Source organism: Bacteroides sp. MSSM.1001136sp1_RTP21357st2_D2_RTP21359_211015, from assembly GCF_040913205.1.
GTDB lineage: Bacteria > Bacteroidota > Bacteroidia > Bacteroidales > Bacteroidaceae > Bacteroides > Bacteroides ovatus.
Window position 1 is genome coordinate 1 of record NZ_JBDFVF010000053.1, and the last position, 21951, is coordinate 21951.

25 protein-coding genes and 1 pseudogene are annotated in these 21951 nt (G+C 47.9%); 20 read left to right on the forward strand and 6 right to left on the reverse strand.

From position 1 onward, the window contains the following. The 17 genes and pseudogenes from AB5217_RS23430 to AB5217_RS23510 form a co-directional block, all read left to right on the forward strand. Nucleotides 1-336: pseudogene (locus AB5217_RS23430) on the forward strand (mobilization protein); the annotation flags it as partial. Between the two features lie 4 nt (nt 337-340). Then, nucleotides 341-2596, forward strand: a complete 2256-nt coding sequence (locus AB5217_RS23435) for a DUF5712 family protein (RefSeq protein WP_005842198.1) — start codon at nt 341-343, stop codon at nt 2594-2596. A 1-nt stretch (nt 2597) separates the two neighbouring features. Further along, nucleotides 2598-4037: a type IV secretory system conjugative DNA transfer family protein gene (locus AB5217_RS23440; protein WP_005842196.1), complete on the forward strand. Its 1440-nt coding sequence runs from the start codon at nt 2598-2600 to the stop codon at nt 4035-4037. A gap of 263 nt (nt 4038-4300) precedes the next feature. Continuing rightward, on the forward strand, nt 4301-4588 hold the full coding sequence (locus AB5217_RS23445) for a hypothetical protein (protein WP_005842194.1): 288 nt from the start codon (nt 4301-4303) through the stop codon (nt 4586-4588). Beyond that, nucleotides 4588-4890 carry a hypothetical protein gene (locus tag AB5217_RS23450; protein ID WP_005842192.1) on the forward strand — a complete coding sequence of 101 codons (303 nt, stop codon included), beginning with the start codon at nt 4588-4590 and terminating at the stop codon, nt 4888-4890. Before AB5217_RS23445 ends, AB5217_RS23450 begins: the two co-directional genes overlap by 1 nt. An 11-nt stretch (nt 4891-4901) precedes the next feature. Beyond that, nucleotides 4902-7346, forward strand: coding sequence for a VirB4 family type IV secretion system protein (locus tag AB5217_RS23455; protein WP_005842190.1), 2445 nt, complete (start codon nt 4902-4904; stop codon nt 7344-7346). Between the two features lie 64 nt (nt 7347-7410). Next, a complete protein-coding gene (locus AB5217_RS23460; RefSeq protein ID WP_225011981.1) occupies nt 7411-7893 on the forward strand; it encodes a conjugal transfer protein TraI in 483 nt (160 codons plus the stop codon). Nucleotides 7894-7897: 4 nt separating this feature from the next. Next, nucleotides 7898-8671, forward strand: coding sequence for a hypothetical protein (locus AB5217_RS23465; protein WP_005842185.1), 774 nt, complete (start codon nt 7898-7900; stop codon nt 8669-8671). 11 nt (nt 8672-8682) lie between these two features. Beyond that, nucleotides 8683-9327 carry a hypothetical protein gene (locus AB5217_RS23470; protein WP_005842183.1) on the forward strand — a complete coding sequence of 215 codons (645 nt, stop codon included), beginning with the start codon at nt 8683-8685 and terminating at the stop codon, nt 9325-9327. Between the two features lie 127 nt (nt 9328-9454). Continuing rightward, a complete protein-coding gene (gene traM / locus AB5217_RS23475) occupies nt 9455-10222 on the forward strand; it encodes a conjugative transposon protein TraM (protein ID WP_225011980.1) in 768 nt (255 codons plus the stop codon). Then, entirely contained in the window at nt 10219-11316 is a 1098-nt protein-coding gene (traN, locus tag AB5217_RS23480) for a conjugative transposon protein TraN (protein ID WP_005842179.1), read from the forward strand. Before traM ends, traN begins: the two co-directional genes overlap by 4 nt. Next, nucleotides 11300-11866 (forward strand): M23 family metallopeptidase, encoded by a 567-nt coding sequence (locus AB5217_RS23485; RefSeq protein WP_007659497.1) that lies wholly within the window; start codon nt 11300-11302, stop codon nt 11864-11866. The genes traN and AB5217_RS23485 overlap by 17 nt, the downstream gene beginning before the upstream one ends. Beyond that, entirely contained in the window at nt 11853-12062 is a 210-nt protein-coding gene (locus AB5217_RS23490; RefSeq protein WP_005842174.1) for a helix-turn-helix transcriptional regulator, read from the forward strand. Before AB5217_RS23485 ends, AB5217_RS23490 begins: the two co-directional genes overlap by 14 nt. A 49-nt stretch (nt 12063-12111) precedes the next feature. Next, nucleotides 12112-12780: a hypothetical protein gene (locus tag AB5217_RS23495; RefSeq protein WP_224207074.1), complete on the forward strand. Its 669-nt coding sequence runs from the start codon at nt 12112-12114 to the stop codon at nt 12778-12780. Between the two features lie 4 nt (nt 12781-12784). Beyond that, nucleotides 12785-13291 (forward strand): conjugal transfer protein TraO, encoded by a 507-nt coding sequence (locus AB5217_RS23500; protein WP_005842170.1) that lies wholly within the window; start codon nt 12785-12787, stop codon nt 13289-13291. 18 nt (nt 13292-13309) lie between these two features. After that, nucleotides 13310-13765 (forward strand): DUF4425 family protein, encoded by a 456-nt coding sequence (locus AB5217_RS23505; RefSeq protein ID WP_149935873.1) that lies wholly within the window; start codon nt 13310-13312, stop codon nt 13763-13765. 523 nt (nt 13766-14288) lie between these two features. Beyond that, complete coding sequence (locus tag AB5217_RS23510; RefSeq protein ID WP_005783170.1) at nt 14289-14594, forward strand: hypothetical protein; 306 nt, start codon at nt 14289-14291, stop codon at nt 14592-14594. An 82-nt stretch (nt 14595-14676) separates the two neighbouring features. Here the strand turns inward: AB5217_RS23510 and AB5217_RS23515 are convergent, their stop codons facing one another. The 4 genes from AB5217_RS23515 to AB5217_RS23530 all read right to left on the reverse strand — a co-directional run bounded on the left by AB5217_RS23515 (nt 14677) and on the right by AB5217_RS23530 (nt 16521). Then, complete coding sequence (locus AB5217_RS23515) at nt 14677-15120, reverse strand: hypothetical protein (protein WP_007659487.1); 444 nt, start codon at nt 15118-15120, stop codon at nt 14677-14679. Nucleotides 15121-15459: 339 nt separating this feature from the next. Further along, the gene (locus AB5217_RS23520; RefSeq protein ID WP_007659486.1) at nt 15460-15696 is read right to left on the reverse strand and encodes a winged helix-turn-helix domain-containing protein; all 237 of its coding nucleotides are present in this window, start codon (nt 15694-15696) and stop codon (nt 15460-15462) included. A 124-nt stretch (nt 15697-15820) separates the two neighbouring features. Further along, a complete protein-coding gene (locus AB5217_RS23525) occupies nt 15821-16021 on the reverse strand; it encodes a winged helix-turn-helix domain-containing protein (protein ID WP_007659485.1) in 201 nt (66 codons plus the stop codon). 173 nt (nt 16022-16194) lie between these two features. Then, a complete protein-coding gene (locus AB5217_RS23530; RefSeq protein WP_007659484.1) occupies nt 16195-16521 on the reverse strand; it encodes a hypothetical protein in 327 nt (108 codons plus the stop codon). A gap of 773 nt (nt 16522-17294) precedes the next feature. Between AB5217_RS23530 and AB5217_RS23535 the strand changes: the two genes are divergently transcribed. The 3 genes from AB5217_RS23535 (at nt 17295) to AB5217_RS23545 (ending at nt 20734) form a co-directional block, all read left to right on the forward strand. Further along, nucleotides 17295-18587 (forward strand): DUF3575 domain-containing protein, encoded by a 1293-nt coding sequence (locus tag AB5217_RS23535; protein WP_008778072.1) that lies wholly within the window; start codon nt 17295-17297, stop codon nt 18585-18587. Next, the gene (locus tag AB5217_RS23540) at nt 18584-19504 is read left to right on the forward strand and encodes a DUF5119 domain-containing protein (RefSeq protein WP_032953103.1); all 921 of its coding nucleotides are present in this window, start codon (nt 18584-18586) and stop codon (nt 19502-19504) included. The genes AB5217_RS23535 and AB5217_RS23540 overlap by 4 nt, the downstream gene beginning before the upstream one ends. Nucleotides 19505-19612: 108 nt before the next feature. After that, on the forward strand, nt 19613-20734 hold the full coding sequence (locus AB5217_RS23545; protein ID WP_151858698.1) for a fimbrillin family protein: 1122 nt from the start codon (nt 19613-19615) through the stop codon (nt 20732-20734). A gap of 188 nt (nt 20735-20922) precedes the next feature. Here the strand turns inward: AB5217_RS23545 and AB5217_RS23550 are convergent, their stop codons facing one another. After that, nucleotides 20923-21180: a hypothetical protein gene (locus AB5217_RS23550; protein ID WP_005648607.1), complete on the reverse strand. Its 258-nt coding sequence runs from the start codon at nt 21178-21180 to the stop codon at nt 20923-20925. A gap of 4 nt (nt 21181-21184) precedes the next feature. Further along, on the reverse strand, nt 21185-21943 hold the full coding sequence (locus AB5217_RS23555; RefSeq protein WP_005868802.1) for a ParA family protein: 759 nt from the start codon (nt 21941-21943) through the stop codon (nt 21185-21187). Between the last annotated feature and the right edge of the window lie 8 nt (nt 21944-21951).

The window sequence follows — 21951 nt, forward strand, 5'->3', positions numbered from 1 at the left end:
TTGTCGCTTGTCGGGGAAGTGAAAACGCCGGGGGACAATCCGGACGAATATATGCACATCTCACAGGTACAGGAACTTTTGGAGCGTTCCAAGCAACTGGAACAGGAAGCCAGGGAAAACCGGGAGAAGGCCGGGAAACTGCAAACGGATCTCGAAATAGCCCGGCAGGAGAAAGGAACTCCGGCCGTCGGATGCAATACGCACAAGATCCTGGAGATCGTGGAGCGTATCGACGAGGTGAAGAAGATACCGACATTCAACGATACGGTTTATGAGATAGACCGTAATACGCTGGATATGTGGGTGAAAAGGTTAAAGGACGAACTAAAGAGATAAGCCTATGTTTGCCAAAGTACACCCGGCCGAGGACGTGAAAAGCGGAAATACGGGAAGCTGTCACGACCTGGTGCGTTATCTGGAAAAGGAAACGGGGGAGGGACAGCGTTTTTTCTCCCATACGGAGCAGGATATTTCACCCGAACGGGTAATTATGGATATAGACGGGAACAAAAAGGCGTTAGGGGCTAACGACGCTAAATTCTTCATGCTTTCGCTCAATCCGTCGCAGTCGGAACAAATGCACCTTATCGGCCGGAAAGTGGACGATTTTAAGGAACTTACACCACAGGAGAAAAAAGAGGTTTTCCAAAAGCTGGAGGCGTTCACCCGTTCGGCTATGGATGAATACGCCTTGAACTTCGGACGGGACAATATTAGGGGAGGCCAGGATCTCATGTATTACGCACGTGTGGAAACGGAACGATCCTATCATCCGGAAGATGAAGAGGTGAAACAGGGGATCGCCAGGATCGGAGAGCCTAAACCCGGTCTGAACTTACACGTTCACGTAATCGTTTCACGCAAGAGCCTGGACGGGAAAGTGAAACTTTCTCCGGGGGCTAAATCGGCCGGGAACACCTGGGAACTGGAGGGCAGGGGGACGGTGAAACGGGGTTTTTCACATGAGGGCTGGAAAGTCAGGGTACAGGAATGTTTTAACCGGAAATTCGATTACCAGGCCAAAGAGGGGGAAACTTATGTACGTCCGCAGGTATCGGCCGAGATCGGGAAGATCACGAACCCGGAGCTTAAAAGGATATTGCAGGACGAGCAGTTTACGGCGGCAAACCAGATCGTCGCAGCCATGAGGGAACAAGGTTACACGCACCAGGTAAGGAAGGGGGTGCATTCCTTTTCACGGGAGGGTGAAGTGTTCCAGGTTGAACACAGGCTCTTGAAAGCGTTCGAACAACCTCTGTCTGACGAGCAGCTAAAAAGCATAACGGAACGTTTCGACTTGACAAAGTACGAGGCGAACCCGGCCGGGTACAGGGAGAACGGTTTGCAGGTAAAGGATATAAGTTTCTCGACATATGTAAAAGATGAAGCACAGAAGGGGGAAAAGGCCTTGAAAGAGGTCGCTTATAAAGTGGTTTATGATGAACAAAACCATACGACGGTATCGTTCGCCACCGTCCGGCAGTTCGCATACGAGCATCAAATAAACCTGGTGAAAAGCGAACCGACGGCCGAAGCCGTCTTGAAGAAGATCAAGAACCCGGAGCTTAAAAACCTGTTGGAGAACTACCGTTTTACGTCCGCTAACCAGATTGTCGTAGCCATGAAAGAACAAGGCTACACGCATAAGGTACGGAAAGGGGTACATTCCTTTTCACGGGAGGGTGAACGGGTGAGCATACGGCACAAGGATCTGAAAAAATTCGCCGATCCGAAACTGGAGAGCCGCCACATGGAGGGCATTATCGAACGGTTTAACCTGTACAAGTACAAGCAGGAGGGCGTGGCCTACCGGGAAAACGGCCTGGAAGCCAAGAATATTTCTTTCCTGACATACCAGAAAGTGCCGATCGAGCCGGAAGAGGATAAAAGCGTGACCGGAAAGCCGGAAACAAAGGAGGAAGCGCAGCAGCCACAGCAGGAAACGCCGGGGAGCGAGGCACATCCGGAAGAAACGGAAAACGAAGCGGAAACGCCCATGCCTGAACCCGATCCGGTGAAATACAGGAAAGAGCTTAAAGAGGTGTCTTATGATGTACTGTTTGATAGGGAAACGAAAACCTATGTGCCGATTTCGGCGATCCGGAAATACGCATACGAGAATGAGATCAATCTGATAGACCGATACAAGCATGGGTACGCAGTCAGGAACGAGGATCTTAGGGAGTGCCTGGCAAATCCCGAATACCGGACGGTAAGGCAGATAAACAAGGCCATGAGGGAGAGGGGATATACGATCGAAAGGGACGAGGCCGGAAACTATACCTACATCAAGGGGGAAAGTTCTTTCTTTATGGAACGCCGGGATTTGCTTGCCTTTACCGGGTACGCCAAAGATACCGGAGGCCGGGAAAGGGAAAGGGGAACGCACCGAAGCGCAGACAAGACGGTCGGGTTTATCGGTGGTAAGGCCAAACAAAAGCTGATAAACGAGATCCTGGGGGATAGCTTCCGGACGGAAAGGATGCTTGTAGGCAACGTGAAAAAGGCCGTCAGCCTTATACAGAACCCGGCTAATATAAAAATGATGCTGATAAAACAGATCGGCAGTTTTCTAAACCCGTTTAAAGAGTTATGATATGATGATGTATATTATTATAGGGATCGCCTGCCTGGTGGGGATCATCGTTGTTGTGCTGTTGCTTCCAAATTCCGGGAAACAGCAGCAAAAAGGACAGAAATACCGTTTTGAACTGTCGGCCGGGGGAGGGAGGAAAATAACCTTTGCCGATCCGTTCGATAATTTCCTGGTCTATGGTGGGGCGAACTCCGGAAAGACCAAAAGCATAGGAAAGCCCTTGTTAAGCCAGTATATACAGGCCGGGTTTGCCGGATTTGTCTATAATTACAAGGATTTCGATCTGGCAAGGACAGCCGTACACCTGGTAAAAAAACATAATTACCCTTATGGGTGCTTCCAGATCAGTTTCACGGATATGGAACGGACGCACCGGACAAATCCGATACGTCCTTCCGTGGTGAAGAATGAAACCTTGTTCTTGCAGCTAATGGATGATATGCTGACCGCCTACCAGGGAAAGGACGGCAAACGGGACGAGTGGTTTAACGGGGCGTTGGGGATATTAAGGGGCGTTTCGATCCGGTTTTATAACGATTATCCGCAGTTTTGCACGATACCCCATATCGTTAATTTCATTTGTTCGGCCGGAACTGTCCGGATAACGTCGTTCCTGGAGGGCAAGCACCAGAGCCGGGTACTGGCCGGGGCATTCCTGGACGCAAAGGACAGTCCCAAGACGCAAAGCAGCTATCTAAGCAGCCTTACCAACAGTCTAAGCACGCTCGCCAACGAAAAAAAGGTGTGTTATGTCCTTTCCGGAAATGATTTCGACTTTAACCTGATAGATCCGGAATGTCCGAAATTGGTTGTCGTATCGAACGCCTATCAGATCGAAAACCTGATTTCCCCGGTTATATCGCTCATGCTTTCCATTTCGTCCCGGCGTTTCACGCTGGCGAACAAAGTGCCGTTCTTCTACTTTCTGGATGAAGCGACCACGTTCCGGATCGCCGATTTCGAGAAACTGCCGTCCGTTCTAAGGGAATACCTTTGCAGTTTCGTTTTCCTCACGCAGTCGGCGGCGAAGATCGAGAAGATATACGGGAAATATGACCGCAGTTCGATAGAATCCAATTTCGGGAACCAGTTCTTTGGCCGGACAAAGGACATAGAGGCCTTGAAAAGCTACCCGCTTGTTTTTGGAAAAGAGGAGAGGCAGAGGGTTTCAAAGACCACCGGAAGCAGCCGGGGAGGGGAGAACCGCAGCCGTACAGTTTCCACGCAGAAAGAGGAAATATACGACACGAATTTCTTTACCAGCCTGAAATCGGGCGAGTTCGTGGGGAGTGCGGCACATTCCAACATGAGGAACTTTCATTTGAGGTTTGAAATGTACGAGGACAAGGAAGATCCGCTTCCGATCGTGCATCCCGTACTGGCCTCGGATATAGAGGAAAATTACCAGCAGATCATAAGGGATATACAAGGCATTGAATAACAAGGGAAGTGTGGCGACATTCTACAAAGTGTGGGACAACTCCACACTTTTTTGTGGAATATAAAAAAGGGGTAAAATTATAAAAGTTTGATAATTAGTGTATTTATTAAAACAGTAGTGTATTATGTCAAATTGGAATGGATTTTGTACAATATAATTGTATAAATACACTCCAGTTTGAAACTCCAGTGCAATAGCAAAGGTTGTTTTTGGATTGGCCGGATAAGAATTTATTTACTTAAATACTTAAAAATAAACTCCTTATGAAAACGCCTTTGTTTATCTTGCTCCAGGCTACTGGAGGTATCAGAAATGAAGTAAACACATTCCTTAGTGATTATGCCGTTCCGGTGATCGCCATGCTCCTGATCGTGGGAGTGGGGATCGGTGTGGTGATGAATTATGATAAGATTATAGACCGGGACGGACAGGGAACAAGAAAAGAGGGTATTGTAAACTTACTCTGGGTAGTTGGTTACATCATCATCGGGCTTGCGATCATTGCAGCCGTTATCGCACTTATCAATAGCAAACTTAAAATGTCCCTCTAATGGACTTCCAGGTTAGAAAGGGGCTGGAAACACCCCTGAAAGTGCATGGAATGAGAACGAAGTTTTTTTGCATCTATTGTATTATCCTGGCTGTGATTGTTCTTTTTGTCGTGGGCTTCCTGACAAGTGCCATGAGTGGGGAGGGATCTTTTTTGGCCTTTATCGTTTCGCTGGTGGCCGGGGCGTTCGCCTCTGTGGTCTTGCGGATCGTCTTTATCAACCTTTCCATGCAGCGCAAGTTCGGCAAGTTCAAAAGACAGGTATTTGTCATATCGAATAAGGATCTGTTAAACAGCCTGTAAACACTCTTTTTATGAAAATATCGGCAGCGCAAGCGTACTGTATCTTGGATACGGTAGGATCTTCCATACTTACCAAATCCGGCGAAATATCCGTTTCCTACCTGTTGGAATTGCCGGAGGCCTATTCGCTGGATCGCTCGGATCTGGAGGAAAGGCATAACGAGTTATTCCGGGCTTTCCAGTATGTCCGAACCGGGTTTATACATAAGCAGGACGTGTTTTTACGCAGGAAATTCAAGCCGGAATATGTGATCGAGGGGGAGGGCTATATACAGACGGCCGAAAGGAAGTATTTCGACGGACGGGAATACCTGCATCACTTCTGCATATTGTCCTTTACGCTTTCGGGACTGCAAAGCCTTGAAAAAGCGTACCAGGCCAACCCGTTGGCGTATAGCGAGAAACTGGCGAAGGCAGACCGGGACAGGCTGGCCGAGTTTCTGGAATCGGTGGAGAGTGCAGTTTCCATTATCCGGAATATCCGTGGCACGCAGATCCGGCCGTTGAACGTGGCCGAGGTGAAACAGCACCTTTTCCGGTACGTGAACGGTTTCCATGACGACGAGGGACTAAGGGATATACAGTGTTCCGATATGATAAGGATCGGGCAGAAGAAAGGGATATTCTTTGCCGTTTGTGATGAAAGGTATCTGCCCGACAGGATGAAAGTATATGTTACGGACAGCACTTTGCAGGAGGCAAACAGCCAGCTTTATATGTCGATGCTGGAAAGGATCGGCGTTCATGTGCCCTGTTCCCATGTGGTAAACCAGATATGGAAATTCGCCGGGGGAAGCTACCGGGAGGAACTGGCCGAGAGGGTGAAGCTGTTCGGCCGTTACCGGGAGTTTGACAAGGCCATAAAAAGCCGTTATGACGGCCTGGCCTCGTATGAGCAGGAGATCATCAACGAGGAAAACGTGCTTTGCAAAACGCACCTGAACGTGTTGCTGTTGGAGGATGACGAAACGATCCTGAACCGACAGACGGAACAGGTAAAAATGATTTTCACGAACGCCGGGTTTAAATATTACATTCCAAGTTACGAGGGGCTTTATAATATCTTTATAGGCTCGATCATCGGCCGGGAAAACAACCTGAATCCGGACTACCTGTTTCTTTCGGATCTGCATTCGTCGCTCTGCATGGGGATCAATTACTCTACGTTCCGCAGCGACAAGGAGGGGATCTTGTTTAACGAACGGCTGTATCAAACACCGATTCGAAAGGACGTTTGGGACGCAGATAAGAAACGCATTCCGGCACGTAACATGATTATCGTCGCATCGACGGGTGGGGGAAAGTCGGTTACGTCGTTGAACATCATCCAGCAGAACATCGAGCAGAATTATAAACAGATCGTCGTCGAGTTCGGAAAGAGCTTTTACCAGCTTTCGCAGTTGTACCCGGACAGGTCGCTGCATATTGATTATGACGGCAGCAGCCCGTTGGGGATCAATCCGTTCTATACGGCCGGGAAGCAGCCGGACAACGAGAAGATAAAGACGCTTGTAAACCTGGTGCTTAAATTCTGGCGGTCTAAGGCGATCATGGAGGACACGAAACAAGTTGTTTCGCTGACAAAGATCATTTGCCGTTATTACGAGGATATTCCCGACGGCCATTGTTTCCCGGACTTTTACAGGTACGTCCAAAGAGAGGGGAAAAAACTGTATGAGCGTTTGAATATCCTGCCGGAATACTTCGATATAGACAGCTTCCTGCACGTGTGTTCGGAATTTATGCCGGGGGGATTTTATGAGAACGTGTGCAAGCCGTCCCCACTGGAGAACGATATGCAGAACCGGGATTTTATCGTCTTTGAGCTGACGAAGATAAAGAAAGATCCGTTCCTGATTTCCGTCATTATGACAATCCTTTTCGATACGATAGAGAACAAGATCCTTTCGGATCGTTCCGTCAGGGGGATGCTGATCTTTGACGAGTACGCAGAAAGCCAGTCTATAAAGGACACCTTTTCAGGTGCGGACATACATTCGACGGTGGCGTTCTGTTACCAGAAACTCCGCAAGGAAAACGGGGCGGTGGGTACGATCGTCCAGTCATTGGCGCAGCTTCCCGATAACGAGTACACGAAAGGCATTATCGCCAATACGCAACTCTTATACGTGCTTCCGGCCAACGAGATCGTTTACGACCAGACGGTAGAGGCGTTCCATATCAAGAACCGGAGCCACGTAAACCTGATGAAGTCGATCCGTAACGACTTTTCAGGGGTACGGCCGTATTCGGAGATATTCATCCGGTTTATGGATAGTTATGCAACGGTGGTACGCCTGGAGCTTTCACCGGAAAAATTGCTTGCATTCCAGACCGACGGCGAGAAATGGAACAAATTGCAGGAGATTTACAAGGAGGCCGGAAGCATGGAAACGGCCATAGAGAAGTATAAACAATTAAAACAGAAAAGTTATGAAACGGAAATGTCTATGTAGTTTGCTTGTGATGATGTGCTTTTACTGTACGGCGTTCGGCCAGTGGGTGGTGTCCGATCCGGCCTTGACGCAGCTATCGCAGATAACCTGGGCGAAAGAACTTAAACAGGCATACGAACAGTTTCAAGTGCTGGGGGAATCCAGGGACATACTGACTAAGAGCCTGGATCTGTACCGGCAGGTGAACGGGGTTATCAAAAACTCTAAAATGGTGTTGCAGGTGCTTTCCATGCAGGGGGAAATGTTGGAACTGGCGGCGAAAGAGTGCACCCGGTCGGACGTGTTTACCGGACAGGAGGCATACGGGGAATATACGAACGTGCTGAACAAGATCATGGAGGAAAGCGTGCTTTCCTTTGACCTGATCCGGACGATCATATCGCCCTCGGTGAGCATGACCGACGGGGAGAGGATAAAAATTATCGTGGATCTGGATAACAAGCTGAAAGAGAACCGGGACAAGATGCTCGACGAGAGAGCGAGGTTTAATACGGTCAATGACGCTATAAAACGGATCGCAGCCCTGAAATCAACAGCCAAGAAGTGAGCCTATGGAAGTGATCGACAATGTGATTAGCGCATACGAGGCCGTCAAGATGAACGGCGTCAGCCAGGGGATCATCGCCCTTTGTTCCTTTATCGCCGTTATCATCGTGATACAAAAGTTCGTGACGGCCTGGAAAGAGGCCTTTAGCGAGGGGGACAAGCCCGTCGATATGAAACAGTTCTTCAAACTGTTCTATATCTATATTTATGTGTTCGCCATTATCATGGTCGCACCGTTCGCCTTTACGATCGTGGAAACGGCACTTGGAAATCTTCAGAACGAATTGATAAGCCATTATCAGGAGGACGTGGATCTAAGCATTGACGAGGCGATCGTAACCTTTACAAAGGACTATATCGAGGACGTGCAAAGGCGGCATAACTGGGTAGGGCAGCAGATTCAGGAGGTTATCATGCTGCCGTTCAATATTGCGGCTTATACGATACTCCTGTACGCAACGAAATATATATTTTTCTTCTTTGCGTCAGCCCGGTATCTGTATCTTATACTCCTGGAGATCGTCACGCCGATAGCCGTAATACTCTACATGGACGAGAAAACGAGGCATTATACGCACGCATACCTGAAAAACCTGTTTGTCTGTTACATGACGATCCCGGCGTTCCTGATAGCCAACGCCCTGGGGTCTATCATTGCGGAGAATATCATGCACATGTGCGGACAGAACAAATATACCATGCTGGGACTTCTTTTCGCTTTCGTGTTCAAACTTTTCCTGTTTGCCAAAAGCGTGAAATTTTGTCGTGAACTGTTTTAAATCCTGATCTTATGAATAAAGACGATATACTGAAAGATTTTGATACACTGGCCGAGGCCAAGCGCAAAGGAGCGGTAAACTTAAAATTGTGCCTGGGCTTTGCCCTGGTGGTGGTTGTCCTGGTGCTGGCCTGGGGACTGGTGGTGAATTTTACGGCACTGGATAAGGTGGTCGTGGTGGAGCGATCCGGCGAGTACCTGAAAACGCACGCCGAGGATAGCGAGGCTCTGTTTCTTGCCCTGGTGAAAAAGACGTGCGCCGAGGCGACCGGGTACGCTAACAGCTTCGATCGCCTGAACCTGAAAAAAAATCAGGCGCACGCCGCTTTTTATGTCAATAAGAACGATCTGAATGCCGTGTTCTCAAAGTATTATAATGATAAGGCCTATTTTGATGCGGTGCAGAACGGGGCGGTCTATAAATGCGAGATAGACAGCATCCAGACGATCGCCGGGGACAATGAGCCGTACAAGGTGGCTTTCACTTCCACCCTGACGATTTACGGCGTTTCGGGGCAGAAGCTAAGGTTTCTTATCAGGACGAAAGGGGAGATCGTGAGAACCACGCCGCAATTTCCGGAGAACGTGACGGGATTTTTCTTTAACCAGTTTATACAGCAGATTGTCCGGATAGAACAAGAACCTGAAAAAAAGTAACACTATGGATAAGGCCACGAAAACAAAAATAATCCTGTTCGCATCCCTGGGGATCTTCGTGCTGGTGGTGCTGGCCGTTACGCTGGCACTGACCGGGAAAGGGGACAACCGGGAAGAGGACGGGAGCGTGAACACTTCGCTTAGGGCACAGCAGCAAAGCGATTTTACCCTGGACGATATGATGAATACGGACGGACGGCCGGAGTACGAGAATTTTACCGATGAAGTGTACCGGGAACGTTCGGGAGCTATGTACCGGGAAGATCCGGAAGTGATAGCCTTGCAGGAACAGTTAAGGCAGAACCAGAGAGCCGACAGTCTGAAAGCGGCCGCAGCCATGAAACGGAGAACGGCGAAAGCCCGGCCGAAAAAGGAAACGCCGAAGAAGGAAGAGCCTGAAAGGACAGTAGGACGTTTCTTTTCGGGGGAAGAACCGGAGAACAAGGGAAACACGATAGAGGCCATTGTGTCGGGCGATCAGAAGATCACGAACGGGAGCGTGATAAAACTTGTCACGCTCCAAGAAATGCAACTGCCCGGCGGCATGGTGATTAACAAGGGGACGGCCGTTTTCGGGGTGGTGAAGCTCGCACAGGACAGGATCAATATAACGGTTGAATCCGTCCGGATCGGGAACAGCATCTATGAGATGCAAAAGACCGTGTACGACAGGGACGGACTGCCCGGTATATATGTGCCCTTGAACATCAAGGCGGAAGCGACAAAGGAGGCGGCCGACGAGGTGGTTAGCGATATGAACGTTACCTCTTACGGGACGGACGTTCTAAGTACGGGGGTTAATGCGGTGAGCAATGCGGCAAAGAGCGTGTTCCGGAAGAAGAACAACCAGGTCGTTGTCACCGTGAAGTCGAACTATAAACTATATCTGAAATGAAAGCTATTTGTTCTTTTATCTTGGCGTTGGCCGTTTCCTCGGCCGGGGCGCAGATCCGCCCGGTGGAAAGCCTGCCTATCGCAGTGAATTATTCCAAGACGATACATCTTGTATTCCCCTCGGCCGTGAAGTATAACCAGGCCGTTACGGACTTCGTGGCCGTCGATAACCCGGAGAGCGTGCCTAATATCTTGCGCATAAAGGCCAACCGGAAAAGTTTCAGCAAGCAGACGACCGTCAGCGTGGCGACCGAGGGAGGTTTTTTCTATTCGTTTAACGTGACCTATGCCGACAGCCTGGAGCATACGAACTATTTCCTGCCCGATATGTCGAGCATACGGCCGGACACTATCTATCTGAATGAGGTGTCGCAAACGCACCTGATCGCACCGGAAAAGGTGATTTATATAGATTACGGCGATACCTGCATACAGGTAAGCAAGGCCGAGAATACCGAGAATATCGTGCGAATGATCGCAGCCACGGGAAAGGTGGAGGAATTTCCCAGGCAGACAAACGTGTCGCTGGCGACCGAAGGGGGGAAGTTCTACACGTTCAACGTGGATTATCGGCAGCAGCCGGAGGCGTTCGTCTATGAGATAGGGGAGAAACGGCCGGAGAAAAAGGCGAACGTGATCCTGACCGACAACATTATCCCGGCCGGGGAAAGGGATCAGGTCATGAGCCGGGTATATAACGCAAAAAGGGGGATATTCAACAAGGGGATCGTTCGCAACAAGATCGTTTTCTCCGTGAACAACCTGCATATATATGATAACTTGCTCCTGTTTACCTTTGAGATCGAGAACAAAAGCAAACTGCCTTATGATATAGATTATATCCGGTATTACATCATCGACAAGAAAACGGCCAAGCTGACCGCATCCCAGGAAGTGGATCAGCAGGCTTTGTTCTCGGAGAATTATTCGCCCAGGATAGAGGGGAACGGCCGGATGAAATACGTGATCGCTTTCGATAAGTTCACCATTCCGGACGAGAAAGTTTTCCGTATCGAGATCAACGAGAAGAACGGAGGCCGTCACGTTCTTTTTGACCTGGAGAACAGCGACATCGTGAATGTGGAGGATATTTAGCCTTGCGATCCTTGCGCTGATCCCTGTCGGCCGGGTGGGGGCGCAGGACAAACGTTCGCTGATCGTGGAGGTGTTGCAGACCGCAGGGGATTACGGGGACATCGCCCCGGTGTGGGGGATCGTCCAAAAGGACGGGGATATTTACCGTTTCGTCCCCTCTGTCGCACCCCTGAAAGAGAAATACCGGATCTCCGACCGTTACGGCTACCGGACGCATCCGATAAGCGGTGAAAGGCAGTTTCACGCAGGCCTGGATATGGCGGCGGTGTATGCGGCTACCGTACACGCCGCAGCCAGTGGGACGGTGACGTTCGCAGGTGAAACGCCCGGATATGGGAAAACGGTAGTCGTTACGCACCGTTTCGGATTTCAGACCAGATACGCACATCTGACACTCATTTACACCCGGAAAGGTGCGAAGGTGGAAAAGGGGGACGTGATCGGGTTCGTGGGAAGCACCGGGATAAGTACCGGGAATCATTTGCATTATGAGGTGATAAAAAACCAAAAGAGAATAAACCCTTTAAATTTCATTTATGGAACTAAGTAATGAATTGAAAGTAGAAAGGATCAGGCTAAGCCTGACGGCGAAAAGCGTTGCCGAGGAAATGGGGATCAGCCGCCAGCAGCTTTGCAACATCGAGCAGTCGGAAACCGCCCCCGTGGTGGTGAAATACATCGCTTTTCTAAGGAGCAAAGGGGTGGATCTGAACGCTCTGTTTGACCGTATTATCGTGAACAAATAAAATAAATCGTATGAGAAAATTAGTTACCGCCTTGTGCGCTTTGGTCTTTTTGTCGTCTTGCGACGACGAACTGAAACTTGTCAGCCGGGATTTTTCCGTGACGCTGAAAAGTATAGACGGCAATACGGCCGTAGTGGGGAAGCCCATTAATTGCACCCTTACGATCTCGGATCTCGATCCGGACAACGGGGATCAGATATTGACACGCTTTGAGGTCAGGGACGGGGACGGCGTTATCCTGGTGGATAACAACGAATACAGCCCCGGAGAAACGTTTGAATATGATTTCAAGGCAAACAATCGGCTGGATTTCGATTTTATCCCGGCAACCGAGGGAGAGGCGTATATCGTCATGGGGGTAGCCAGCGAACTTGTGACACGATCCGACAGCATCAAACTGAAAGTTTCCAGCCCGGAGATAAACATACGTTTCCAGAACGTGCCGGATCTTATGCTGGTATCGGAGGAAGCGGAATTTTATTTGCAGCTTGATACGGAACTTTACGGGGTGAAAGCGTCGGCCAGGTTCGTAAAGGGAAGCGGCCGGGTGTATATTTCCGGGTATGATGCGACAAGGGGCGAGGGCGTGGCACTGGAAAAAAACAACCTGGTGACGTTCCGGCCGGATGCGACCGGGCAGGCGGTGATCGAGTTTACCGTTTCAAGCCGTTACGGTCTGCCAGTGAAAGAGAATGTAACGATACAAGTAAATCAATGAGGTTATGAGAAAAATTGCCGTATTATCGCTCTTTTTGTGCCTGGTGGCCGTGTGCAGGGCACAATATATCGGAAGCCAGTATATGAACGTGAAGCTGGGCTATATCGTGGATGAAAGTCAGGTGCAGGGGACGTTCGGTTTTGGAAAGGTGTACAAGGCTTTCAAGGTGGGGGCAAACCTTAATTACCGGAATCTAAACCGGGATCTGGTAAAGGCAAACACCGTGACGGTCGGCCCGGAGCTGGCCTATTACGCCCTGAAAGGACGGAAATTCTCGCTCCTGGGGATCGCAGCCGGGACGATCGGCTACCAGAAAGCCAAGGCGAAAAGCGATCTTGTGTACCTGGAGAAAAGCAAGGCTTTCGTGTATGGGTACGAGGTCGGGATAAGGCCGGAAATGTTGCTAAGCCCGAAAGTGGCTCTTTTTGCCGAATACAGGTTTGAAATGTTGTTTAACTCCATTCTCCGGAATAACAACCATGTCGGCCTGGGGTGCGTGATCTATTTATAAACTTAAATAATTGAAGGTATGAGAAAGTATTTGTATTTGTCAGCCGTATGCGTGTGCATGGCATTGTGTTTCGTCGGTTGCAGCAAGGACGACGACGAACCGGGAGGAAAAGGGGCGATGTATGAGGTAACGATCGAGCAGTCGGGAGATTTCCGCAGCTTCATTAAGTCGGTCGTGGTAGTCGCCAACGGTACGCAGTTGAAAGACGGGGCGACGGGGGAAAGCCTCGCAAGCCCGGTGATTCTAAGCGATGAAGAACTGGCCGTCGAAAAGGTGACGTTAACCACGACGGGAAAGGCGATCGAGTTTGCCGTTTCCGGTGGTGTCGTGGACGGAGAGGACGGCGTTGTGAACGAGCCGATGCAGTGGGTAGTGACCGTTTACAAAAACGGAAAGGAGATCGAGAAAAAGAGCCTTGTTTTCCGGGACGGGAAGGAGATAAGTACGGATGATCTTAATCTGTATTATAATTGACGTGACGGCCTGAATGTCCCCCGGATGAATGTTCGGGGGATTCTTTTTCTTTTGGGCGTTCCCGTGGGACGGTCGGGCTTTACGCTCCAAGTCCTCGCCTAAAGGCTGTGGGCTTTACTCTGCAATCCCTAACGCAATTTTGGGTGTCCGCTTTGTCATTCTGTTACCGGGATTTGTCTGCATGGTGGGAGAACCGCACCGATCAGCCAGGCACGCAATATCATTTTGTCATTGCCAGCAGGCTGTTTTTATGGTGTAACGCTCCGATATTGCTTTCTTTTTGATAGATATGCAAATGCAAGAAGCCCCCCGGCGAAAACCCCGCCGGAGGCAATTATAGAAAGTCTGTGTATCATTTCCACATTTTGTGGAAATGATACACAGATAACAGTTCTTCAATAAATATATGTGTTTTTTGTATGCTTTTGATTATCAGGTATATATGACTTGCTTATTTGTTTGGCACAATGTTTGTTCTTTGTCTTTCAGAAACCATATGTTAAATATTTAAATAGATTGGATTATGAAAAAGGTATTATTTGCAGTAGCACTTGTTATGGGATTGGGTAGTTCAGTGGCATTCGCCGGCAACATGGTATCGGATGTTGAGATTGTGGTAATGGTGAACGATTATAAGCCAATCGAGGTAAAGGATCTGCCGCAGGCGGTTCAGGACACGATCAAGAAGGATTTCGCAGACCTGACAATCAAGGAAGCCGCAGTTGAGGAAAGCGAGGAAGGCACAAAGACCTACAAGGTGACATTTACCGATGCAGAAGGCACGGACAGCGAAGTGTTCTTCAACGAGAAGGGCGAAGTCCTGAAATAAAGCAAATGAACAGCAAAAAGAGAATTCAATTAAACTGTGTCAGCAAAATTAATATTTTATTGCTTTGCTGACACAGTTTGTTTTACAGCCCCTCCGGTTCCGGTGACTTGTAAGGCTTGAAAGCAACCCGAACCTCCTTATGCTCATCGATGACGAAAGTCTGCTCCGGCTCCACAGAACGAATAATGACGCCATTGACTTTCCAATACATGATTGTCCATGATTTGGAATGGGTAGCACGAAAATGCACCGTTGTGCCTTTCGCTATTTCAGCCGGAGAGATCAATTCTCCTATCTTTTCCGCAGCCGTATTTTCCAACTCCGGTTTAGCCGAAAGCTGACCTTCACCCTGATCCACACCAAATGCCAGCACTACTTTTTCCACTGCGGGAGGAAGAGGAGGATCTTCATCATTGTCACAAGAAACCGCAAATAGCGTAAGCCCATACAACAAAACAACGACAAAAGAGAGATAACCGATCTGTCTCATTAAGCCGATTTCTTTTTTTTCCATAGCAGTTTTCATAAGCTTATTTTTTGTTTACGACCGCATAAAGATAACAATTTGTTGGCTAAAAGGGTTTATTAAATATAGTGTTTATCACTTAATGATTTAAGGTTAATATCCTGTAGGTTGCAGGGAGAACAAACGGGAACAGCCGTTCCCGCCCCTTTCGGATTGTATGCCAGCACCCCTAAAAAATGCCTTGTCAAAGACAAGTAGTAACACGCCTGTGTTACGTTTTCGACTTTTCAGCCGTCCGACCGCCACCCCGTCCGATTTGACTTGCCTTTGAGGTTATATATGCAAATGCAGGAAGCCCCCAGCGAAAACCCCGCCGGGGGCAATATTTTTAAACAGGCTTTAAAAATACACGTTCAGCATAAGGTATAAAAAGACGTTCTTATCCTTAGTGCTGTGGTGTTCAAGTTCGAATTGGATTTTGTCCTCACGTGCGAGCCAACCTATTGCGCTGGCAGCTTCCAGGTCATTGAACCCTGTTGCATCCTTGACTTCTTGTAAAGTCCATTTTCGGTGTACGTCTGTGCTTAATAAGCGCCAGAGTTTCCCTGCGTTCTCTCCGATGATGTGCTTATCCATACTTTGTTATTTGTTATAAATTGATAAATGGTTTCAAATGGATAATGAAAAGCACTTTTACATCAATAGTGTTACGCACTGCAAACATTCCAGCGTTTATCGTTTATCCTTTTGATACGTTGTATCACTCTTTCCTGATATACAGCAAACCGTTTCGCCGTTCGATGTATATCTTATTCTCACGTGCGAGCCACCCGGCGGCGAGTGCGGTTTCATCAGCCGCAAAATTTAGCCTTCTCGCAAGCTCGGCAATGGTTATAAGTCCGGTTTCTCCTAATTTTTCAAAGATGATCCCGGCTTTAAATCCTATATTTGCTTTTTCCATGATAAAGTTTATATTTTAATGGTTCAAAAATATGTATATATTTTATTATTCAAAGCGTGTAGAAATACAAATTAGAATTTACCCCGTTAATAAATTTTAACAATATAGATATTACGTTCTATTCATTTCATTTTGCGGATGAAAAGAACTTTACAACTCTATCTTATAGGGGGTTAATTTAGTAATACCTTACTGAAAAACAACGCTCTGAAACATTCCCTGTCACCGTTAAACAGGCACAAATATCTCCCCTTTACATCCTCAAAGAAGATATAATACAGGCAGGAATTAATGCCGAATCTATTTGTTCCGATGATCTTTGCATGGCTTAATTTTTGGCGTACTTGTTTTTCCGTCAGCCCTTCGATGTATATCAACCCTTTCATGTTTCCCATTTGTCCGGGGGTGATCTTAAGCGAACTAAGTAGTTCTTTGAGGTCAAACAGCTTAGGAGTGTTTGACAAGCAGTTTAGGGACTGTTTTCGCTGTGTCTTTTCCATTGCTATAAGGATTTCGCTTGTGCCCTACACCAAGCCAATAAACATAAAAAAAGCGGAAGGGCATTCGCCTATCCGCAAGCGAGGGAGTCCAAGCCCTATACACACAAACAGGAGATACCCCCCGCATATCACGGGGAGCATTTATCTGTTTCTCTGTGTATAATGCAATTTTTGGACTTTTCGCTTGCACAGAAATCAGCTAAACGCTTTTTTTCTCAAAATGTAAAAACACGGTCGGTTTACGACCGCACAAAGATAACAAATTGTTGGCTAAAAGGGTTTACGAACCTTTTATTTTTTTGCCCTATTATCTTAAATTCAGTGTTTATGAAATACCAAGTTCTTTTTGAACATCCTTGTTTGCAGATGAAAAGATACTTTTGCAGTACCTTAATGTTGTCCGCATGGTGGGAGAACCGTACCGATCAGCCGGGTGCGCAATATCATTTTATAATAACCGATAGGTTGTTTTTATGGTGTAACGCCCCGATATCGCTTTCTTTTTTTGTATCTTTATGTAGAAAATATTGCGTATTAACTGTTAATTTCGAAAAATGATGTATCTTTGCGGCTTTCAAAATTGTAAGTATAGAATTTATAATTAAAATATTAGGTTTCAAAAGTATAAAGGTTTTTGGTTAGTTGCTCTTTCTGGGGTAGCAGATATTTTATAGTAAGTTATATGCAAAAAAAACAGAAAAAAGTTGGAAATATTGATTTTTTTTATAAACACACACACACACACACACACACACACACACACACACACGAGTGTGTGTAGAAACCTATATTTAAGACTTTTCAAGGTAATTCTCCTTTCTTTTTTATCGTGTTCCGTTCTTTTCGTTTCCGCTCAAGAGACACGGGATTCCGTGAAAATATATTTCCACAAGGGTAGAACGGAAATAGATCTCTCTTTACGGGATAACAGGCGGTCGTTAGAGAAGATCAGCCGCCGGATATTGGAATACAGGCCGGACACGGCTTTCTCTATCTGCAAGATTATGGTGGTCGGTGCGGCGTCCCCCGAGGGGAGCATCGAACTGAACAGGCGTTTGTCTGAACTAAGGGCGAAACGTTTGTTCGATCACGTGTGCGGTTACTCGCCGCTACCCGACACGCTGAAAACGTCGGTATTCGTGGGGCGTGACTGGAGGGGATTGCTGCGTTTGGTGGAGAATGATCCCGGAATGCCCGGTAAATCGGAAACGGTGGAGCTTCTGCAAGGTATTGTTTCCGAGGTGGAAGCAAGTGGAAACGGGGAGAACAAGATAAATGAATTGAAACGCTTGCGGTACGGCATCCCATATCGGTACATGTATCGGAATTTGTTTCCGGATCTTCGTGCATCTTGTTTGTATATTTGGTATGAATCGAAACGGAAGTCGTTCCCTGCCATGCAGGTTATCTCCCACCTGCATGATACATTGTACTTACCTTGTAAGCTTTCTCCGTTCGGTGGAGAAACGGGCGGTTTCCAGTCTGGGGAAAAACATGGGCCTTTTTACATGGCCGTGAAAACGAACATGCTTTATGATGCGTTGCTTGTGCCGAATATAGGGGTGGAGTTTTACGTCGGAAAGAACTGGTCCTTGGCCGGGAATTGGATGTATGCCTGGTGGAAAAGCGACCGGCACCATAACTACTGGCGGCTCTATGGCGGGGATCTGGAAGTGCGCCGCTGGTTTGGCAGGAAAGCGTCGGAAAAACCGCTTGCAGGGCATCACATCGGTCTCTACGGTCGGATATTCACCTACGACTTCGAGACCGGGGGGACGGGCTACATGGGCGGCAAGCCTGGCGGTACGCTTTGGGATAAGATGAACTATTCGGTAGGTCTGGAGTATGGTTATTCGCTGCCCGTCGCCCGTCGTCTGAATCTGGATTTCGTCATCGGTGTGGGCTATTGGGGTGGAGAATACCATAAATATGCCCCTATCGACGGCCATTATGTCTGGAAGGAGACCCGACGGCGCCACTGGTTTGGTCTCACGGAGGCGGAGATTTCGCTCGTATGGCTCTTGGGCCGTGGCAACTACAACGAGAAGAAAGGAGGCAGGCAGTGATACGGATACGCTTTTGTCTGGTGTTCATATTTTTATGGATGGGACTGACGGCTTGTGAGCATAAGGATTTATGTTACGATCATCCGCACTTTGCCACGGTGCGGGTAATATTCGACTGGACCAAGATTTCCAATCATGACAAGCCTGAAGGCATGAGGGTCGTATTTTATCCGACCGATGATGAAAGCAACACGTGGATATTTGATTTCCCCGGAGGAGAGGGGGGGGAAGTGGAGCTCCCCGAGAATGATTACCGGGTAATTTGCTTCAACTACGATACCGACGGGATGGTTTGGAAAGGAAACGGCAGTTACACGCTTTTTACAGCCGATACGCGTGATGTTCAGTCGCCGGATAACCGGACAATGGCTGTCACCCCACCCTGGCTGTGTGGCGACCATATAGACGGAGTTATCCTCAAGGACATTCCGGGAGGAAGCGCGAAGATAGTACGGCTAACTCCCGTAAACATGGTATGTCACTACACGTATGAGGTGAACGGTCTTCGGGGACTGGATAGGGTGGCGGATTTGCGGGCCGCTCTTTCCGGCATGTCCGGCTCGCTTAACATGTCCGGCGACAGTTTGCCCGCCGGTCTTTCGGAGAGCCTGCTCTTTGATGGAATGGTTTCACGGAATCAGATTATAGGCGGATTCTATACGTTTGGACATTCCGCACTTGAAGGAGAGCCCAATGTTTTCCGGCTGTATCTCAAGAACCGTTCCGGCAGCATGTCTGTATTGGAACAGGACGTGAGCGACCAAGTGCATGATGTCCCGGTAGCGGGGCATATCGGTGATGTGCATCTGGTGTTGAATTTTGATTATGAGGTACCATCCGAGCCGGGAAATGGCGGTCCGGGATTTGATGTGGACGTTGATGATTGGGATGATGTGAATGTGGATATAGTGTTGTAAACGGATATTTGAGTTTTCAGTGCGGATTGGATGCCGGGTAAACGCTATGTCAACTATTAAGTAATTGAGTTTATTAATTATATGTATCAATTTGATTTGTTTTTATTTATGAAAAAAAGTACAGTAATGCTTTGGGCAATCTTTGGAGCGCTACTCATGGGTTGCTCAGACGAGGAGATTGCGAATGTGGAAACCTCCTCGCGGAATGCGATTGGTTTTAACGTGTTAAGTAATGCGGCGGAAACGAGGGCTACCCCTACTACCCCCTCCAACTTGACGAGCACCGATTTCGACGTGTTCGCTTTTACGGCGGATGGTACTGCCTTCATGGGAAAGGTCGACACGGATTTTGAACATGACGGAGTGAAGATCGTGTACAAAGATGGTAAGTGGGATTATGACGATGCGAACGACCTTCGTTATTGGCCTTCCGAGGCTTTGGACTTTTACGCGTTCAATCCCGGAACGGTTAGTGAAGACATGATGGTGTTTTATAGTTGGGAAGCCACCAAGGATGTCCAAAAGATAAGTTATACCTGCATGGATGAGTATGGAAGCGGTACTACTCATGCAAACTACGACGTGATGTATGCCATGGCCAAAGGCCAGACAAAAGACATGAACAACGGAATAGTGAAATTTAACTTCAAGCATATTCTGTCACAGGTCGTATTCAAAGCAAAGACCCAATACGATAACATGCAGGTGGACATCGACATGATCAAGATTCATAATTTCAAATTTGCCGGCGCCTTCACATTGCCTGCGACAGCCGAAGAAACGGGAAGTTGGAGTTCGTCTGATTTAGCATTTCCACACGCATTTACCGTAGTGAAAAACGCAAATATCACGGTCAATAGTAATACCGCAGCTACCGATATTTCCACAAAGACTCCTATGCTGAATATACCACAGACGCTGACTGCTTGGACTGTTTCCGCACCCAACAAAAGCAAGTTGGAGGCCGATAATGCGAAGCAATGTTACCTGGAGATCTCCTGCAAAATCCGGCAGTCCGGAGCTTATCTGTTGGGTTCAGCAAGCGAATACAAAACAATTTATGTTCCGTTCGGAGATACATGGGTAGCGGGCAAGCGTCATATCTACACGTTGATTTTCGGTGGTGGTTATGATGATCAGGGAGAGGCTGTGTTGAATCCGATCCGGTTTGATGCAGAGACAACAGGCTGGGTTGATGCAGATAATAAAGACGTAAACGTCCAACCTTAATCCAAACGTTTATTAATATCGTACCCGTTGGCAGGTTAAACATACGCAAGATTAACCCTGCCAACGGGTTTTTTATAGGGAATCGCATTTTCAATATACTTTTTGATGTGTAGGGGTGCTTTTTGCGTACCTTTTTCCTGGAGAATTTCTTTTGTGGAGTGTTTGCCCTGTATATTCCCGATACGCTGTTATAGCAGGGAACTGTTTTTATCCAAGTAGTCAGATATAGCCTCTTGCAATACCGATTTTAGCGAATCGCCTTTGCGGATCGCGATCAGCTTTAAGTTCTGGTGATAGGTTTCGTCCATGACAAAATTACAATGCACGGTTTTCGCTTTCTTCGGCTTTTGAGCCTCTTTTTGCCCGGCCGTGGATTGGATCAGGCTGTCTAATCCCCCGGTCAGCCCGGCCGACATACTGTTTTTTAAATCGTTCTTCTTTGCCATATGGTTACTTTATTTCTGTTAGCAGTTCGTTACATACCTTCTCGTAGTCCTCTGCCCCGGCAGATTTTGGGGCATAGTGAAAAATATCCTGCCCTTGTGTCGGGGCTTCGGCCAGCGTAATGGCGTTGCGTATATGGGTGCTGAACACTTTGCCCTGGAATGTTTCCTGTACCAGTTCCGAAACGCTCTTGTTCAGGTTCTTTCTTCCGTCGTACTGGGTTATCAGAACCCCGGCTATCGAAAGATCCGAGTTCAAACGTTGCTGCACCTTGTGGACTACCTGCATAAGTTTAGCCATTCCACGCATTGCCAGGAATTGAGCCTGAACCGGGATAATCAACCGATCCGAGGCCGTCAGTGCGTTAAGCGTGAGCAGCGACAGCGAGGGGGGACAGTCGATCAGGATATAATCGAATTTCTCCTTTTGGCCTTTGATAAGGTGGGCTAAGATAAGCTCCCGTCCGGCCTCGTTGATTAACTCCGTTTCAACGGCCGAGAGATCCAGGCAGGAGGGAACGACGCTAAGGCCGTCCTTATGCTCGTAGATCGGCAGGTCGTATTCGCCTTTCATCGCACCGTAGATCGTTTGGGGAAGCTCCGCAGAGAAGCCCAGCGATTCGGTCAGGTTGGCCTGCCCGTCAAGGTCGATCAAAAGAACCTTGTACCCTTTTTGACGTAACGCACCGCCCAGGTTGATCGTGGTTGTGGTCTTTCCTACTCCCCCCTTGTGATTCAATACGGAGATTACTTTTGCTTTGCTCATAAATTCAG

Excerpts from the sequence above, each read along its gene's own strand:
- AB5217_RS23435 (WP_005842198.1), top strand. The coding sequence starts at position 341 with ATGTTTGCCAAAGTACACCCGGCCGAGGACGTGAAAAGCGGAAATACG.
- AB5217_RS23440 (WP_005842196.1), top strand. The coding sequence starts at position 2,598 with ATGATGATGTATATTATTATAGGGATCGCCTGCCTGGTGGGGATCATC.
- AB5217_RS23445 (WP_005842194.1), top strand. The coding sequence starts at position 4,301 with ATGAAAACGCCTTTGTTTATCTTGCTCCAGGCTACTGGAGGTATCAGA.
- AB5217_RS23450 (WP_005842192.1), top strand. The coding sequence starts at position 4,588 with ATGGACTTCCAGGTTAGAAAGGGGCTGGAAACACCCCTGAAAGTGCAT.
- AB5217_RS23455 (WP_005842190.1), top strand. The coding sequence starts at position 4,902 with ATGAAAATATCGGCAGCGCAAGCGTACTGTATCTTGGATACGGTAGGA.
- AB5217_RS23465 (WP_005842185.1), top strand. The coding sequence starts at position 7,898 with ATGGAAGTGATCGACAATGTGATTAGCGCATACGAGGCCGTCAAGATG.
- AB5217_RS23470 (WP_005842183.1), top strand. The coding sequence starts at position 8,683 with ATGAATAAAGACGATATACTGAAAGATTTTGATACACTGGCCGAGGCC.
- traN (WP_005842179.1), top strand. The coding sequence starts at position 10,219 with ATGAAAGCTATTTGTTCTTTTATCTTGGCGTTGGCCGTTTCCTCGGCC.
- AB5217_RS23485 (WP_007659497.1), top strand. The coding sequence starts at position 11,300 with ATGTGGAGGATATTTAGCCTTGCGATCCTTGCGCTGATCCCTGTCGGC.
- AB5217_RS23490 (WP_005842174.1), top strand. The coding sequence starts at position 11,853 with ATGGAACTAAGTAATGAATTGAAAGTAGAAAGGATCAGGCTAAGCCTG.
- AB5217_RS23500 (WP_005842170.1), top strand. The coding sequence starts at position 12,785 with ATGAGAAAAATTGCCGTATTATCGCTCTTTTTGTGCCTGGTGGCCGTG.
- AB5217_RS23505 (WP_149935873.1), top strand. The coding sequence starts at position 13,310 with ATGAGAAAGTATTTGTATTTGTCAGCCGTATGCGTGTGCATGGCATTG.
- AB5217_RS23510 (WP_005783170.1), top strand. The coding sequence starts at position 14,289 with ATGAAAAAGGTATTATTTGCAGTAGCACTTGTTATGGGATTGGGTAGT.
- AB5217_RS23515 (WP_007659487.1), bottom strand. The coding sequence starts at position 15,120 with ATGAAAACTGCTATGGAAAAAAAAGAAATCGGCTTAATGAGACAGATC.
- AB5217_RS23520 (WP_007659486.1), bottom strand. The coding sequence starts at position 15,696 with ATGGATAAGCACATCATCGGAGAGAACGCAGGGAAACTCTGGCGCTTA.
- AB5217_RS23525 (WP_007659485.1), bottom strand. The coding sequence starts at position 16,021 with ATGGAAAAAGCAAATATAGGATTTAAAGCCGGGATCATCTTTGAAAAA.
- AB5217_RS23530 (WP_007659484.1), bottom strand. The coding sequence starts at position 16,521 with ATGGAAAAGACACAGCGAAAACAGTCCCTAAACTGCTTGTCAAACACT.
- AB5217_RS23545 (WP_151858698.1), top strand. The coding sequence starts at position 19,613 with ATGAAAAAAAGTACAGTAATGCTTTGGGCAATCTTTGGAGCGCTACTC.
- AB5217_RS23550 (WP_005648607.1), bottom strand. The coding sequence starts at position 21,180 with ATGGCAAAGAAGAACGATTTAAAAAACAGTATGTCGGCCGGGCTGACC.
- AB5217_RS23555 (WP_005868802.1), bottom strand. The coding sequence starts at position 21,943 with ATGAGCAAAGCAAAAGTAATCTCCGTATTGAATCACAAGGGGGGAGTA.